We start from the raw sequence: 14791 nt of genomic DNA, 5'->3' as shown, positions 1-14791 counted from the left end.
AAAAATTGAGGTGGCGGCATCAGATTTTGTCGCGAAGGCAACTGACCTGACAGGAACACACCCTATCCGCATAACCGCACCTGGGTATTTCTCGGAGCAGGCAACCGATATTCTCAGCGAATTTGTCGCCATGCATCCGGGCGTCGCATTCGAGTTCATTCCCAGCTTGAAAGTTTTGAACCTGTCGGAAGGTGAGGCCGATATTGCGATACGAGTATCAAAAAGCGAACCAGATGAAACTCTTATCTGCCGGAAACTCAGTACCGCACGGTGGGCGCTGTTTGGGGGGAAAAGATATGCTGAAAAGTTCGGTTTGCCGAAATCCTCGGACGATCTGAAAGGCCATCGGTTTGTAACTTTCGAGCACGACGACGTGCCGACCTATTTGCACAATTGGATTGCTCACCGGGTTTCGCCGGATCAGATAGTCATGTCATTTAGTGAACCGGAACTGATGCAAGCATCTATCAGAGCGGGCCACGGTCTAGGTCTTGTAAACTTGCGAATTGCTTCCTTTGACGCCGCGCTCATCCGCTGTTTTGACAACATCGAAGAATTGTCTCGGTCAAATATGATGTTGATCGCACCGGACGCTTATCGGCGCCCTGAGGTCAGGGCTTTCACCAAGTTCTTTGCGCCTCGTTACGCTGCGACCTTTAAATTGACAAAACCGACGTCACCGACCGAGACAGACTGATCCATGATCTGAAGCTGTAGTCGAGGCTGAAGCCCTATGGCGAACTTTCCAGTCACCTTTGGGAGAATACAGAGCTTTTCAACACAATCAGCCCGTAGGCGACATTTTATTCGAATTATGCTATACGACTTAGCTGAGGCGGTCATGCAGATAAGAACCCAATAAAGGGAGGGTGTTTGTGTGATCATGCGAATATTCCAAGTAACGGCGAAGGCAGGTAAGGAGAAGGAATTCAGTGAGTTCTTTCATGAAACCGCGATCCCGTTGATGAAGCGAACGGCAGGGATTGTTCAGGTCCTGCCCGGTGCCCCTCAGCCGGAAAGTCCGCGAGAATTCAGTTTCGTAATGGTCTGGGAAAACCTTGAAGCGTTGAAAGCGTTTGTCGGCGAGGACTATGCAAGCCCGCATATCGATCCTGCTGAGACGGAACTCGTCGAAGCCAGATCAATCAAACATCACGACCTCGTGGAGGCGTAGCGGGAAGGCGAACCGCGCCATTGGCCCGCCCAAGAACACCTGAAACGCTGTATATGCTTGTCCCGCTCAGCCATCATCCGAGGCTGCCGGGCACAGGTTTTCTCGACAAAAACCATCAGATGACTGCGGCGAACCCAGAGCGGACCTCGTCTTCACGGTGTAAGATTTCACTGCATCAGGTATACTGTTGGCATTAGATTTCACAAAAGCCAGCGAGGGTTGTGATTTGTCGCATCGAAAGAAGCCTGTAAATTCTGGTGTGTCGGCGAAGATCTCTAAGGCAACCGGGCGGCGATCAGCCGATCTGGAACATGCTTTGGAAGAGGCTCTCAACCGTCAGGCCGCCACCGCCGAAATCCTCAAGGTCATCAGCAATTCCCCCAGACAGGCACAACCAGTCTTCGATTCGATAGTGCAGGCTGGATTGCGTCTGTTCCCCGAAGCGACAATCAGCATCGCATTGCGAGAAGCTGATCATGTAGTAGTGGTCGCAATCGCCGGACCAGACCCGGACGGAGTCGAGGCATGGCGCCATCGTTTCCCTTCGCCGCTGCATCCCGAAACCATACATGGCCACGTCATCCTAAACGGCACAGGCATCGATATCGCCGATGTCGCTGCGGTGCAGGATCGTTTCATGGTGGGTGCAGGCAATTTCCTGGCATCAGGCTACCGCGCAGTGACGATGTTACCAATTTCCGACGGCGACACCACCGTGGGCGGCTTGGCCGTTCTACGCAGTGACACGGGCGAACTCAGCACGGATCAATTCGAGGTGCTGCAAACCTTTGCGGCTCAGGCCGATATCGCAATCGCAAATACACGATTGCTGAATGACATGCGCGCCGCGAACGAGACACTCGAAAATGTCTCGGAGCAACTGGCTAAATACATGCCACCGCAACTGTATCGGTCGATCATTGCAGGGGATCAACAGGCCGCAATCGAATCTCACCGCAAAAAACTGACGATCTTCTTTTCCGACATCGTCGATTTCGCAGAGATAACCGATCAGCTTGAAGCTGAGGAGCTTACATCGCTTCTCAATGAATACCTTTCGGAAATGTCAAAGATTGCACAGGAGCACGGCGCATATTTTGACAAGTTCATAGGCGACGCAATGATGTTTTATTTTGGTGACACGGACAGCCGTGGTATCAGGGAAGATGCTTCAGCCTGCGTCCGAATGGCTATCGCCATGCAGCGTAGACTCGCGGACCTTCAGGCCGGATGGCGGGCGCAGGGCTTTATCGACCGTCCGTTCCGGGCACGTATCGGTATCAACACCGGCTTTTGCACCGTCGGCAATTTCGGTTCGGACAATCGGATGGACTATACGATCATCGGCAGAGAGGTTAACCTGACGGCCCGGCTGGAAGCCGAAGCTGAACCGGGCGGCATTCTGCTCGCAGCCGAAACATATGCGATGGTCAAGGATTGGCTGAGGGTGGAGGAGCGGGATGCAGTCACGGTCAAAGGGTTCCCAAAACCGATACGAACTTATGCGGTGACCGGAATCTACGAAGAAGTGGCGGGGCACGGCGATTTTATCCACTACGAGGATGAATTCTGCACACTGACTATAGACCGTGATCGTATGAATTCGGATCAGATGGCGCGCGTCGCGCACTCGCTGAAATCCATCCTTTCTGACCTGGAGCGCTAAGCGAGCAAAACGCATCAGTTTGGGGGCCTGCCAATGGGTTTTGACTATTTTTTGCAATCACCGGAAAGTCCCGCTCTGCCGCCAGAGCCATGAACGAAATGCTGCGCTTTGCATCAATGGCCGGTCTCACGGGCCGCATCGCAGCATACAACATGTCCGGCGAGCGGCAGCTAAGGGCCGAGAGTGACAGTCATGAGTCGGAGAAATGGTCAAATCGCTACACCATGCACATGCCGACACTAAGGGCGGATTGGCTTGTGCCAATCATTTGACGACGAGTTATCTCAGGCGGGTGGCAAGAAGGTGAACTAGGGAAATCAATCCAGCCCAGATTGGCAAAAGTACTGGCCACCCGATCAACGCCAATGGAAAGACCAAAATCCCTGCTCCAACTGCGACGATGTCGCGAGACTGTAAACCGTCCGACAAAAGGTCCGGCAATAGTCCGATGGCGCTACCCAGCAAACCTGCAAACGTTGCTGCGATAACTCCACCGATCAACGAAAGAGCCCACCCAAGTAAGCCAGGTCGGCCAAACAGGTTCGACAGTGCATACCCGGCAATTGCGCCTCCAAGCCCCATCGCAATTATATACCGAACAATCATTCCAATGGGCAGATTGGACCAATCCGAATCTGCAAGGTCGCCAATGTCCTCGAAAATCAGCGCCAAGAACAACAGAGTACTGGCGGCAGCAAGGCCCGCACCTACGGTTAACTTCAGCCTACGGGCGTCTGTTCTGCTTTCGAATTGTTTCGCCATTTGCCTAAAATGCTTCCCAATTTGGTGGATGATAACAATGATTGCCATGATGCGCTAATGAAGGCGTATTAGGATCTGGACCCAGTAAATAGCCAATGCTGAGAACGACAGCTTCTCCGCAATAGCCACATTGGTGGATTTTTGCGCAGCGGAGCCCTGCCCAATCTCTCATAAGTTGATCAGATTCGGTTGCTATTTCTAATGTGCGAGGTCGCGACCTCCTGCCATCCAAATGTTCAACCGCCACATGCCCCATGCCAGCGGTATGGCTGCTATCCCACCAATGACATAGGCAAGAGGCTCGTCCGAAAAGCTTTCGAAAAGCTGAGTGTAGGCGTGAATGCCGCCGAAAGTAATCGCCGCGTTGAAAAGACCCCTCTGGGACTTGTTCGCCGCCCAGAAGATAAGAGCGGCCAGCGCAACTGCCCAAAGAACTGAATAGAGGTTGGCAGATAAAAACAGCGCAGTTTCGCGGAATGTGGATTGGGCTGCGAGCCATTCCTCCCAACTCATGTCAGTCCCGTATCGAAAGTACCCCGGCCCCCAAACGGTTTCACCGACAAAGTCGCCCCACAGCGACCCGACCAATGCACAAAGGTTGGCAACGATAAAGGCCATGACCGCAAGCACGCGAGCATGCCTGGCCGTACGCTCAGGCCACCTGGCCGAGACCCAAGTGCAGGCGGCAATCAGTAAGCTCATCTGTATTATGGAAAGTGTCGGCTCGGGTGAATAGAAAACGTAAGCGGCGTGAAAGTATATAGTGCCAGTGTTCAGCACTTGGGCAAATGGAGCAATAGCAAGCGACGTCACCAGACGAACGTCCGTCAGCCAGCCTGCGCCGATTGTGACGGCCGTTGCGTACAGATAGAACAGACTAATTGGCACGCCTGTCACATCTCCTTGGTCCAAGACGAACGCGAGTCCCACGAGGTGCATCGCAAGTCCCATTACCAAGATTGCACCGGTCACAAAGCGTGCTGAATTTAGTTCGTGTTTCATGAGCCACGCCGTTGCGGCAGCGACAATCAATCCGCTTACAATCATGATGGGTCCTGCGATGCCCTCATACTTGTCCATCAGTTCAAGGCTGGCGCCCCCGATCAGCATACCGGCGCCGATAAGCGCCGACGCAGCGCCGAACATTCGATACATTTCGGTGCCATAGCTCAAAATCAGAACACCTAATCCCAGGGCAAATAACCCTAGACCAGCAACCGATGCTGGGGTCCCAAGCCAAGCAATAAACCCGCCGGTTGCTGCCACAATACCAAGGCACAGAATGCTGTTTATGGCCAAATAGACCATTGCTTCCCGCGCTCTAGTCTCGATGGTTTTGGCCTGCTCGCTGGTAATAATCCCGTCTTCGACCAGACGCTCTGTGTCCGCTATGGCCTGCATCATCCCGACCTTTCGAAAAACCAACTATGTGAAATTTCTAGTAACATTTCTGATTGCACGGATCGAGATAGGTTAGCCCGAGGCATCAGCGCACTTTGTATGTGAGCATAAAAGCTGTGCGAGTTGCTCTCGTGCCTCGGGTCTAGTTTACCGTGACTGTAATGACCTCACTCATGACAGGCGGATTGTGCGGCACGTGGCTCCAATCGCCAAGAAGCAGCTGTAGAGTATGCGTGCCCACAGGCAGCTCTTGGGTTATTTGTGTCTGACCACCACCGAAATGGACAACTTGGTCTGTTGCGGGCAGTCCTGAATCAAGGTCCAGCGTGCTTGGGTCAGTATTGATCAGCAAGTGGTGATGGCCGGTGTTGTCCATTTCTGTGCCTGCTGGAGCAACGCCCATGCCTTCAAGTCCAAAAACGATAGTGACAGGATTTGAGACCGTCGAACCGTCTGTAGGTGATACGATGTATGCTCGTGCGTCTGCTGGTGCTGGGCTGCGGTGACCGTCTGCAACGGCTGCTCCCGCAATCAGAATTCCTGCGGTCACAGTTAAAATTAAGTACTTCATGTTATTCTCCCTGAAAGACGAGCACTGATCTGCACATTTTCATATAGCCCCCAGAGTTAGAGTTTGCCCATTCTGTATAGTATAAAACCTATACCCCGACGAATTGTCAGATCATCTAGCGTTCCCCACCTGAGGCAAGATTCCCGATGCAATCAAGCAGGGCGTCAGACAAGGGTCCGACATCTCTGAGTGAAACTGTCAGATGACGGCTGAAGCCCAATGTGGTCACTTCAGAATGAACGTCGTGGTGTTCATCGCCCACCTATCAGGTTTGTGTTTGGGACCTTGAGCATTGCTGATAGGCTAAGACTTAAGCTGCAAATCTGACAGTTTAGGAACGCGAAATGAAACAACAGCGCCTCGATCCCGGTTGGGCTTGGACCAAGAAATTCAATCTCTCTGCCGGAGTGAAGGTCGGTGATACCATTTACACCTCAGGTTTAGTTGCATTTGACAGCGACGGGAATGTTGTTGGTGAGGACGTCTACACTCAAGCCAAGCAGACTTTTAAGAACATAGAGGAGCTACTTGCATCTGCCGGAGCGACCATGGCCGACGTTATTAAGATTAACACCTTCCTGACCGATATTTCCCATTATGGTGAATTTGGTAGAGCCCGGACGGAAGCTTTTCCGGCGGGCGTCCCCGCCAGCGCGGCCTACGCTACACCGGCTCTCGTCATGCCTGCCTTATTGGTTGAAGTCGAGGCCATTGCAGTGGTGGGCAGCGGAAGTTGAAATTAACCCGCCAAGGTTAGCTACCCATCAGATACTCTTAAGGGTAACTACCGGATTGTCGGCATAGCTGCCCCATGAACTTTTCTCCAAGCGACCGAGGCGCACCAGTGGCACACTGGGAACCTTTTGTCAGGTGGCGAACATTAGCTGACCTACGGGATGCGTTTGAATAAACGACTTGTCTGTCATCAATAGGGTCTAAGATTAGTGTAGGCACTTCGGAACTAAACAGACCTTGACCTAGAGGAGATCAATGCAGGTCAATTCAATTGGCCAGTTTTTGGTTTTACCAAGCGCGGCCAGTGTTGATGATAGTCATCAATGACGATTGGGTGGCTATGTGATCGGCCATTCTGAATATGGGGGTGATCCTCTGGTAAGTCTTCATGAGTATGTTCGAAAGCTCCAGAATCGTCCGGCGTCCACAGCACGATCCCACTGACCATCCCAACCGCCGCGAGCAATGCAAGAACAGCAAATGCTGTGGTTGGCTCAGCAATAGTGATCAGCAAACCTGCAAGGGGGTATGTCACCAGCCAGCAAGCGTGTGATAAAGCAAACTGTGCAGCATACACGGCCGGCCGGTCCTCGGAATGTGCGGATCGTTTGAGTAGCCGCCCGGATGGAGTCAGCACGACGGAATAGCCGATCCCGATGATCAGCCAGCCTGCGAGAAGTGGAAACCACTGCGTGTCATAGATAAGTGACGACAGCGACAGGCTTAAGAGCGAAACGACCAGTACGGCGGCTCCGCCGATCATTACGGGGCGGTCGGGACGGTTGCCCAGAAGTCGGGGCAGTAAAAGCGCCGCCAGCATTGATCCCCCACCAAATGCACCAAGAGCAATGGCTACTTGAGCGTCGCCAAGTCCTAGATCAGAGCGAACCAGAACCACCGTGTTCACCAACACCATCGCACCCGCGGCTGCCGCTGCAAGGTTGAGAGACAAAAGCCCTCGCAGGCGTGGCGTTGCGAGGTAAATCCGTATGCCTCTTGTGGTGCGGTCATAGATGCCTCTTGGGGCAGTTGGTTGCGGGCTTGGCAGATGGACGGAGACGACCAACATGGCAGATCCGACAAACCCGATCACGGTGCCGACGAACAGTGCATGATAGCTGACCAAGGTCAGCAGGATCGCGGCCAGCATCGGGCTAATGATGTTTTCCAGATCGTAGGCCAACCGAGAGAGCGACAAGGCACGGGTGTAGCGGTCTTCCTCTGGCAAGATGTCGGGGATTGTCGCTTGAAACGTGGGTGTGAAGGCGGCCGAAGCAGATTGCAGCACGAAAATCAGGATGTAAGCCTGCCAGACTTCGGTCACGAACGGTAGGCACAGCGCTACGGCGGCTCGGATCAGATCAAGGCTGACCAGCATTGTGCGTCGCGGCCAGCGATTTGCAAAGGCTCCGGCAATAGGGGCTATGCCAACATAGGCGACCATCTTGATAGTGAAGATCGTGCCTAAAACCAGACCGGCCCGTTCACCTGACAGATCGTATGCCAAAAGCCCCAGAGCAATGGTCGCAAGGCCAGTGCCAAGCAGTGCCACGATTTGTGCCAGAAACAGGTGACGATAGGTGCGGTCGGCAAGAACAGAAAGCATAATGATCCCTCACAAAAGATCAGAAGTCGAGGTTTTCCACGTTCAGCGCGTTTTGTTGTATGAACTCGCGTCGCGGCTCAACAACATCGCCCATCAGCTTGGTGAAAAGATCATCTGCTTCTGCCATATCTGCCACTTTGACCTGCAGCAGCGTCCGTGCATCAGGGTCTAGCGTGGTTTCCCAAAGCTGTTCAGGGTTCATCTCTCCCAGGCCTTTGTAGCGTTGCAAAGACAAGCCTTTTTCACCCTCAGCCAGAATTGCATTCAGCAAATCCATCGGCCCGTGGATCATTTGGTTACGGTCCTTGCGCACCAACGTTGCGGGCAGATCGTAGACCTCTTGCAGATGCTCGGTGAAGGTGCCCGAGCGGCGTGCATCGCCCGAACGGAGCATTTTGCCGTCCAGCGTGCGTACTTCTTCGACGCCGCGCAGGATGCGGGCCAGACGGATGCCGTGATCCTGAGTGATCCGGCCATGCCAGCCTTGCTCATATTCCATCGCAATCAAGTTCAGCCGCTTTGCGACCTTGTCAGCCGTGCCTTGCAGGTCTGCGTCCACAACGCCCGGTACAAAGGCACCAGCAATTGCGGCCTGTTCCAAGATATGGCGCGGGTAATGCGTCGGGAAAGCCTCGAGCACTCGGCGCATTTGCCGCGCGAGATCGACGACTCGTGTCAAATCCTGACCAGAGATTTCTTCGCCGTTGCCCTGCCTCAGCATCGCGCCTTCGATACCCTGTTGAACCAGGTAATCTTCCATCGCAGCTTGATCCTTGAGGTAGACCTCGGATTTACCACGGGCCACTTTGTAGAGCGGCGGCTGCGCGATGTAGAGATGTCCGTGCTCAATAAGCTGTGGCATCTGACGGTAAAAGAACGTCAGCAACAGCGTTCGAATATGCGCGCCGTCCACGTCCGCGTCTGTCATGATGACGATCTTGTGGTAGCGCAGCTTTGACAGGTTGAATTCGTCGCGACCAATGCCAGTGCCAAGTGCCATCACCAGGTTGCCAATCTCTTGGCTGCCCAGCATCCGGTCGAACCGCGCACGCTCCACGTTCAAAATCTTACCCTTCAGGGGTAGGATTGCCTGAGTTTGCCGATCGCGACCCGTCTGCGCCGAACCACCAGCAGAATCCCCCTCCACGAGGAAGACTTCGGTTTTGGATGGGTCTTTTTCAGAGCAATCCTTGAGTTTACCAGCAAGGAAATTCACATCCATCGCTGTCTTTCGCCGAGTCAGATCGCGTGCTTTGCGCGCAGCCTCGCGGGCATGCGCGGCCTCAATGATCTTGCTGACAACGATGCGGGCGATCTGAGGGTTTTCCTCAAACCATTCAGCGAGCTTTTCGTTCACCAAACCCTCAACGGCGGGCCGTACTTCGGAGCTGACCAGCTTGTCTTTGGTTTGGGAAGAGAACTTTGGGTCCGGCACTTTGATCGACAGCACACAAGTCAGACCCTCGCGCGCATCGTCGCCGGTAAAGGTCACCTTCTCCTTTTTCGCAATGCCTGAGCTTTGCGCATAGTTGTTGATCGTCCGTGTCAGCGCCCCACGAAAGCCCGCCATGTGCGTGCCGCCATCGCGCTGAGGGATGTTGTTGGTAAACGGCAAGACGTTCTCGTGATAGCTGTCATTCCACCACATCGCGACTTCGACGCCGATGTCGTCTTTTTCGCCGGTGATAAAGATCGGGTCAGCCATAATCGAAGACTTGTGCCGGTCGAGGTATTTCACGAATTCCTTAACGCCACCGTCGTAGTAAAGCTCTGATTCCAACGGCTCAGCAGGACGCTCGTCGCGCAGAATAATCCGCACGCCAGAGTTCAGGAATGCCAGTTCGCGCAAACGTTTTTCCAGCGTTTCAAAAACGTAATCAAGATTCGAGAACGTGTCGGTAGAGGCCATAAACCGGACTTCGGTGCCCGTGTGTGTAGTGTCGCCCAGGACTTCAAGATGCTTGACTGTAAAGCCGCCTTCAAACCGAGCAATGTGCTCTTTACCCTCGCGCCAGATCCGCAGTTCCAGCCAATCGGAAAGGGCGTTCACAACCGAAACGCCCACGCCGTGCAGACCGCCCGAAACTTTGTAGGAATTGCTGTCGAACTTACCACCAGCGTGCAGCTGGGTCATAATGACCTCGGCCGCTGAAACGCCTTCTTCGTCATGGATGCCCACCGGAATTCCGCGCCCGTTGTCTGACACGGAAACGCTGCTGTCATCATGGATCGTAACTGTCACACGGTCCGCGTGACCTGCGAGCGCTTCGTCGATGCCGTTGTCTACAACTTCATAGACCATGTGGTGCAAGCCGGACCCATCATCGGTATCGCCGATATACATGCCGGGGCGTTTACGAACAGCCTCTAAGCCTTTGAGAACTTTGATGGAATTCGCGCCATACTCTTCTGGCGCTTGGTCGTTATCGGACATTCGGGAAATCCTATTATGCGTTACGCTATATATACGGTTTTTGGGCGGGATTGTCACGCAGCTGACACAAGATTTTGTGGTCAAAGCAGGGGGATTATCAGGCCGACGCAAATAAGCAAAATGCCGCATACGATGTTGATCCGCCGCAGCAGCGCGGGCGAGGTCAAGACACCGCGCACGCGCCCAATTAGGGCGGCCATCAGCAGATTTCCGGTCATTGGGATAATCACAGACACAGCGCAGATCGCCACGACGTCCCAAGCGGTTACTTGGCGTAAATCGAAAAACCCCGGCAGCACGCCGATATAAAACAGCACCGCCTTTGGGTTGCCTAGAATTGCAACAACTCCTGCCAGAAACCCAGGCCACATACCGGGCTTGGTCAGCCTGCTATCGGCGCTTATCGCCTCTGAAGCATTGCGGATTAACGCCCACCCCATGACGATAAACACGCCACATGCAAACCACCGCAGGACGGTCATGAACGTGTCAAATACCGACAGGATCCACGTGATCCCCAAGACAGCCACGAGGGGCCAGATGATATCCCCGACCGCAACACCGACCGCCAAAGGTACTGCACTGCGAAAACCGCCCGAAAGCGCCCGCGCCATCAGGGCAAGCCAGACCGGGCCGGGTGTCAGGAACAAAATCACCAGCGCGCCGGAATAGAGCAGCAGGTCAGACGCCGAGATGGTCACGGCACAATGCCTACCTGAGAGGTGCCACTGTCCTCAGTCACCTCAAGATACTGGGCACGATCCCCTAAAGCATCAAAGAGCTCTGCGCCGGTCCCCGTCATCCAAGCTTGTGCACCTAGGCCCACGATTTCATCGTAAAGGGCGGCTCGGCGACCCGCATCTAGATGGGCCGCGACTTCGTCCAGAAGCAATAGAGGTGGTGCTCCGGTTTCCGCGGCAAGAGCACGTGCGTTGGCAAGGATCAGCGAGACCAGCAGCGCCTTCTGCTCCCCCGTAGAGCAATCGCGAGCGGGAACCTTCTTGGCGGTATAGACAGCATATAGATCGGCGCGATGCGGTCCGATCAGGGTGCGGCCAGCCGCTAAATCGCGCATCCGGTTGTCAGCGAGGGCCGCCTGAAAGCCATCGATGTCGCGCGGCATGTCACATTGCAGCTCAAGCGTCGCTGCTGGAAAGGCCGTCTCAGCGGCATCTTGTGCCTTGGAAAGGGCCTCTAATGCATGGCGGCGGTTTGCGTCTATCGCAACGCCTGCCTCGGCCATACGGGCCTCAAGGGCGGCATACCACGAAGGCTCGCGCACCATGTCCTTGAGCAGCCGGTTGCGCTCTCGCATTGCTTTTTCATAGTTCAATGACAGTTCCGCGTGGTCGGGCAGGAAGCTGAGTGTCATCCGGTCCAGAAATCGCCGCCGTCCATCTGCACCCTCAATCCAAAGCCGATCCATCGCTGGGATCAACCACAACACGCGTGCAATTCGACCCAATGCAGTCTGCGCGGCTGGTTTGCTATCAATACGGACCTGGCGAGCTGCACCACCCTCGGATTGGATTTCAATCTCATTGAGGCCTCTGGGCGAGTGCAGCAAAGCCGTCAGCTTCCAACCCAGAGCTTCCGGGCGGCGGGTCATGTCTTGAGCGCTGGCACGGCGCAAACCGCGGCCCGGTGATAACAGCGACACTGCTTCAAGTACGTTGGTCTTACCCGCGCCATTGTTGCCATAAATCGCAACAGGCCTTGCATCAACATCCAGCACTGCGCGCTTGTGCGAGCGAAAATGCGATAGGGTGAGGTTGCTCAGGTAAAGCCCAGCCATCAATCGATCGCCGAAGTAGTTTTAGAAATTACGGTTGCCGTCACACCCGCATCGGCATGACGACATAGACTGCAGAGGTGTCATTGCCTTCGCGCATTAGGGTCGGGTCTCCAGAGGAGTTAAACAGGAACACGGCGTTCTCACGGTCAACTTGGCTCGCAATTTCAAGCAGGTATTTGGCGTTGAATCCGATTTCAAGGTGCTCGTCGTTATAGGCCACGGCCAGCTCTTCTTCGGCGGCACCACTGTCAGGTGCGTTGACCGAGAGGATCAAACGATCCTCATCAAGTTGCAATTTAACCGCACGAGAACGCTCGGAGCTGACTGTGGCGACACGGTCAACGGCACGCGCAAATTCTGCTGCATCGACTTCCAACTTGCGGGTGTTTCCCTGCGGGATCACGCGGGTGTAGTCAGGAAACGTCCCATCGATCACTTTGGACGTAAGTGTAATCTGCGGCGTGGCAAACCGAATTTTGGTCTCAGACACGGACACGGCAATCTTCATGTCGTCGTCATCCAGAAGTTTGCGCAATTCACCGACGGTTTTGCGCGGCACGATTACGCCAGGCATGTCGCTCGCATCAGCAGGCATATCTGCATCGATCCGTGCGAGCCGATGGCCGTCTGTTGCCACACAGCGCAGCATCTTGCCCCCGTCACCATCCGCGATGTGCATATACACACCGTTCAGGTAATAGCGCGTCTCTTCGGTTGAGATGGCGAATTTTGACTTATCAAATAACCTACGCAGCACTTTGGCATCTGCAGAGAAATTCGAGGCATACTCAGACGATGCCATCACCGGGAAGTCTTCTTTGGGCAGTGTCGCGAGCGAGAAGTTCGAGCGTCCTGCTTCAACTGTCAACCGACCGGCGGCGCTGTCTGCAGTAAGCGAAACCAACGCGCCATCGGGCAGTTTGCGAACGATTTCATGCAATGTGGTGGCGGCGACAGTGGTTGAACCTGCACGTTCGACCTGAGCCGGGGCCCTGTCGACAACCTCAATGTCCAAATCCGTAGCGCGGAACGATACATCGCTGCCTTCGGCTTCGATCAGCACGTTGGCAAGGATCGGTATTGTGTTGCGGCGTTCCACGACAGATTGGGCCTGCGAGACAGCCTTAAGCAGCGCGGCGCGTTCGATGCTGAATTTCATATGCCCTCTCCAGTCCGGTCACTCCGGGACGGGCAAACTACCCTGTTCCGGGGCTTTCACAAGCCATTTCTGTTTTGTCAGACGGAAATGGTGGCCCGTCAAGGCCTACCGGTCAGAACATTCGCAGTTAGCGTGTTAAGCTTCCAATGCGCGGCGCAACAGTTCCAGATCTTCTGCAATCTGACCATCTGACTGCTTGAGCTCTTCGATCCGCTTCACGCCATGCATAACCGTGGTGTGATCACGGCCCCCAAAGCGGCGCCCGATCTCGGGCAGGGACCGGCTGGTCATCAATTTGCAAAGATACATCGCAACCTGCCGCGGCCTTGCATAGCTTCGCAGCCGCTTGGGGCCGATCATATCGCTGAGGCGGATGTTGTAGTGATCCGATACCTTGCGCTGAATCTCTTCGATGGTTGTCTTCCGTTCAGAGGCGCGCAGAACATCGGCCAGACATTCCTGGGTTAACTCCAATGTGATCTTGCGGCCTACAAGTGAGGCAAAGGCGAACAGACGGGTAAGCGCCCCTTCGAGCACGCGCACATTGGTCGAAATCCGGTGCGCAATAAATTCCAGAACGCCTGCATCCATCTCAAGGTCTGGATAGGTGGCCTGATGCGTCTCGACCTTCGTTTGTAGAATGCCCAACCGCAGCTCATAATCCGTAGGGTGCAGATCGGCGATCAGACCGCATTGCAGGCGCGATTTAACACGCTCTTCGAGGTCTTTGATCTCGCCCGGGGCGCGGTCGGCGGAAATGATGATCTGTTTGTTCTGATCCACCAGTGCGTTGAAGGTGTGAAAGAACTCTTCCTGGGTGCTGTCTTTTCCAGCGATGAACTGGACGTCGTCGACCATCAGGACGTCAACGGACCGGAATATCTCTTTGAAGTCCATCATCTTGCGATCCCGAAGGGCTTGTACGAAGCGGTACATGAATTGCTCAGCAGAAAGATACAGCACGTTAAGCTCAGGGCTGCGCGCCCGCAGCTCTTGTGCAATGGCGTGCATCAGGTGGGTCTTGCCAAGGCCAACGCCACCATGAAGGAAAAGCGGGTTGAATGTTACGGGGCCCCCTTCGGCAACCCGGCGCGCAGCGGCATGTGCCAGCTCATTGGGTTTGCCCACGACGAAGTTGTCAAAGGTAAAGCGGCCTTCAAGAGGCGCAGTATAAAGTGGATTGGTTGAGACGGGTTTGGTATTTGTCTTGCGGCGGAAATCTGGGGAAGGGGCGGAAGCAGCGGTTTTTGGAGCAACAGAGAAATTCAGACGGGCCAAATCTCGGCTGCTAACTTTCATTTCATGCAGGATCAGATCTGCGAAATTCTGGCTGACATAATTGCCAAGAAATGTGGTCGGAACGTGGATCGTCGCGATGCCCTTGTCGATACTTGCGAGCGCAAGCGGGTTGATCCACATTTTGTAATTATTCTCCCCAACAGTTTTCAGTAGCCGCTCTTTTGTCTGATCCCAATCATCCCGCGTCAT

The 14791-nt window shown here is 54.5% G+C and carries 13 protein-coding genes; 4 read left to right on the top strand and 9 right to left on the bottom strand.

Features of this window, described 5'->3' with window-relative positions; all coding sequences use genetic code 11:
• The first annotated feature begins 10 nt into the window (after positions 1-10).
• The 3 genes from C1J03_RS00070 (at position 11) to C1J03_RS00060 (ending at position 2840) form a co-directional block, all read left to right on the top strand.
• Entirely contained in the window at positions 11-697 is a 687-nt protein-coding gene (locus tag C1J03_RS00070) for a LysR substrate-binding domain-containing protein (RefSeq protein ID WP_162798414.1), read from the top strand.
• Positions 698-877: 180 nt separating this feature from the next.
• Positions 878-1174 carry a putative quinol monooxygenase gene (locus C1J03_RS00065; RefSeq protein WP_114882476.1) on the top strand — a complete coding sequence of 99 codons (297 nt, stop codon included), beginning with the start codon at positions 878-880 and terminating at the stop codon, positions 1172-1174.
• Positions 1175-1400: 226 nt separating this feature from the next.
• Positions 1401-2840 carry an adenylate/guanylate cyclase domain-containing protein gene (locus tag C1J03_RS00060; RefSeq protein WP_162798413.1) on the top strand — a complete coding sequence of 480 codons (1440 nt, stop codon included), beginning with the start codon at positions 1401-1403 and terminating at the stop codon, positions 2838-2840.
• Positions 2841-3119: 279 nt separating this feature from the next.
• Here the strand turns inward: C1J03_RS00060 and C1J03_RS00050 are convergent, their stop codons facing one another.
• The 3 genes from C1J03_RS00050 to C1J03_RS00040 all read right to left on the bottom strand — a co-directional run bounded on the left by C1J03_RS00050 (position 3120) and on the right by C1J03_RS00040 (position 5574).
• Entirely contained in the window at positions 3120-3602 is a 483-nt protein-coding gene (locus C1J03_RS00050) for a hypothetical protein (protein ID WP_162798412.1), read from the bottom strand.
• 198 nt (positions 3603-3800) lie between these two features.
• On the bottom strand, positions 3801-5006 hold the full coding sequence (locus C1J03_RS00045; RefSeq protein ID WP_114882468.1) for a hypothetical protein: 1206 nt from the start codon (positions 5004-5006) through the stop codon (positions 3801-3803).
• Positions 5007-5145: 139 nt separating this feature from the next.
• Positions 5146-5574 carry a DUF4399 domain-containing protein gene (locus C1J03_RS00040; protein ID WP_114882466.1) on the bottom strand — a complete coding sequence of 143 codons (429 nt, stop codon included), beginning with the start codon at positions 5572-5574 and terminating at the stop codon, positions 5146-5148.
• Between the two features lie 344 nt (positions 5575-5918).
• Between C1J03_RS00040 and C1J03_RS00035 the strand changes: the two genes are divergently transcribed.
• Entirely contained in the window at positions 5919-6311 is a 393-nt protein-coding gene (locus tag C1J03_RS00035; protein WP_114882464.1) for a RidA family protein, read from the top strand.
• A 260-nt stretch (positions 6312-6571) separates the two neighbouring features.
• Here C1J03_RS00035 and C1J03_RS00030 read toward each other — a convergent pair whose 3' ends face one another.
• The 6 genes from C1J03_RS00030 to dnaA all read right to left on the bottom strand — a co-directional run bounded on the left by C1J03_RS00030 (position 6572) and on the right by dnaA (position 14791).
• Positions 6572-7915, bottom strand: coding sequence for an MFS transporter (locus tag C1J03_RS00030; protein WP_114882462.1), 1344 nt, complete (start codon positions 7913-7915; stop codon positions 6572-6574).
• 19 nt (positions 7916-7934) lie between these two features.
• The gene (gene gyrB / locus C1J03_RS00025) at positions 7935-10349 is read right to left on the bottom strand and encodes a DNA topoisomerase (ATP-hydrolyzing) subunit B (RefSeq protein WP_114882460.1); all 2415 of its coding nucleotides are present in this window, start codon (positions 10347-10349) and stop codon (positions 7935-7937) included.
• 80 nt (positions 10350-10429) lie between these two features.
• The gene (locus tag C1J03_RS00020; RefSeq protein WP_114882458.1) at positions 10430-11050 is read right to left on the bottom strand and encodes a LysE family translocator; all 621 of its coding nucleotides are present in this window, start codon (positions 11048-11050) and stop codon (positions 10430-10432) included.
• Positions 11047-12144 (bottom strand): DNA replication/repair protein RecF, encoded by a 1098-nt coding sequence (recF, locus tag C1J03_RS00015; protein WP_114882456.1) that lies wholly within the window; start codon positions 12142-12144, stop codon positions 11047-11049. The genes C1J03_RS00020 and recF overlap by 4 nt, the downstream gene beginning before the upstream one ends.
• Before the next feature lie 40 nt (positions 12145-12184).
• The gene (gene dnaN / locus C1J03_RS00010) at positions 12185-13303 is read right to left on the bottom strand and encodes a DNA polymerase III subunit beta (RefSeq protein WP_114882454.1); all 1119 of its coding nucleotides are present in this window, start codon (positions 13301-13303) and stop codon (positions 12185-12187) included.
• A gap of 135 nt (positions 13304-13438) precedes the next feature.
• Complete coding sequence (gene dnaA, locus C1J03_RS00005) at positions 13439-14791, bottom strand: chromosomal replication initiator protein DnaA (protein WP_114882452.1); 1353 nt, start codon at positions 14789-14791, stop codon at positions 13439-13441.

This window comes from Sulfitobacter sp. SK012, assembly GCF_003352085.1.
Taxonomy (GTDB): domain Bacteria; phylum Pseudomonadota; class Alphaproteobacteria; order Rhodobacterales; family Rhodobacteraceae; genus Sulfitobacter.
Note: the sequence above shows the minus strand (reverse complement) of the source record. Positions and strands in the feature narration are given on the sequence as shown.

What these genes read in the sequence shown, in the direction of transcription:
- C1J03_RS00050 (WP_162798412.1), bottom strand. Translation starts at nt 3,602, where the DNA reads ATGGCGAAACAATTCGAAAGCAGAACAGACGCCCGTAGGCTGAAGTTA.
- C1J03_RS00045 (WP_114882468.1), bottom strand. Translation starts at nt 5,006, where the DNA reads ATGATGCAGGCCATAGCGGACACAGAGCGTCTGGTCGAAGACGGGATT.
- C1J03_RS00040 (WP_114882466.1), bottom strand. Translation starts at nt 5,574, where the DNA reads ATGAAGTACTTAATTTTAACTGTGACCGCAGGAATTCTGATTGCGGGA.
- C1J03_RS00035 (WP_114882464.1), top strand. Translation starts at nt 5,919, where the DNA reads ATGAAACAACAGCGCCTCGATCCCGGTTGGGCTTGGACCAAGAAATTC.
- C1J03_RS00030 (WP_114882462.1), bottom strand. Translation starts at nt 7,915, where the DNA reads ATGCTTTCTGTTCTTGCCGACCGCACCTATCGTCACCTGTTTCTGGCA.
- gyrB (WP_114882460.1), bottom strand. Translation starts at nt 10,349, where the DNA reads ATGTCCGATAACGACCAAGCGCCAGAAGAGTATGGCGCGAATTCCATC.
- recF (WP_114882456.1), bottom strand. Translation starts at nt 12,144, where the DNA reads ATGGCTGGGCTTTACCTGAGCAACCTCACCCTATCGCATTTTCGCTCG.
- dnaN (WP_114882454.1), bottom strand. Translation starts at nt 13,303, where the DNA reads ATGAAATTCAGCATCGAACGCGCCGCGCTGCTTAAGGCTGTCTCGCAG.
- dnaA (WP_114882452.1), bottom strand. Translation starts at nt 14,791, where the DNA reads ATGACGCGGGATGATTGGGATCAGACAAAAGAGCGGCTACTGAAAACT.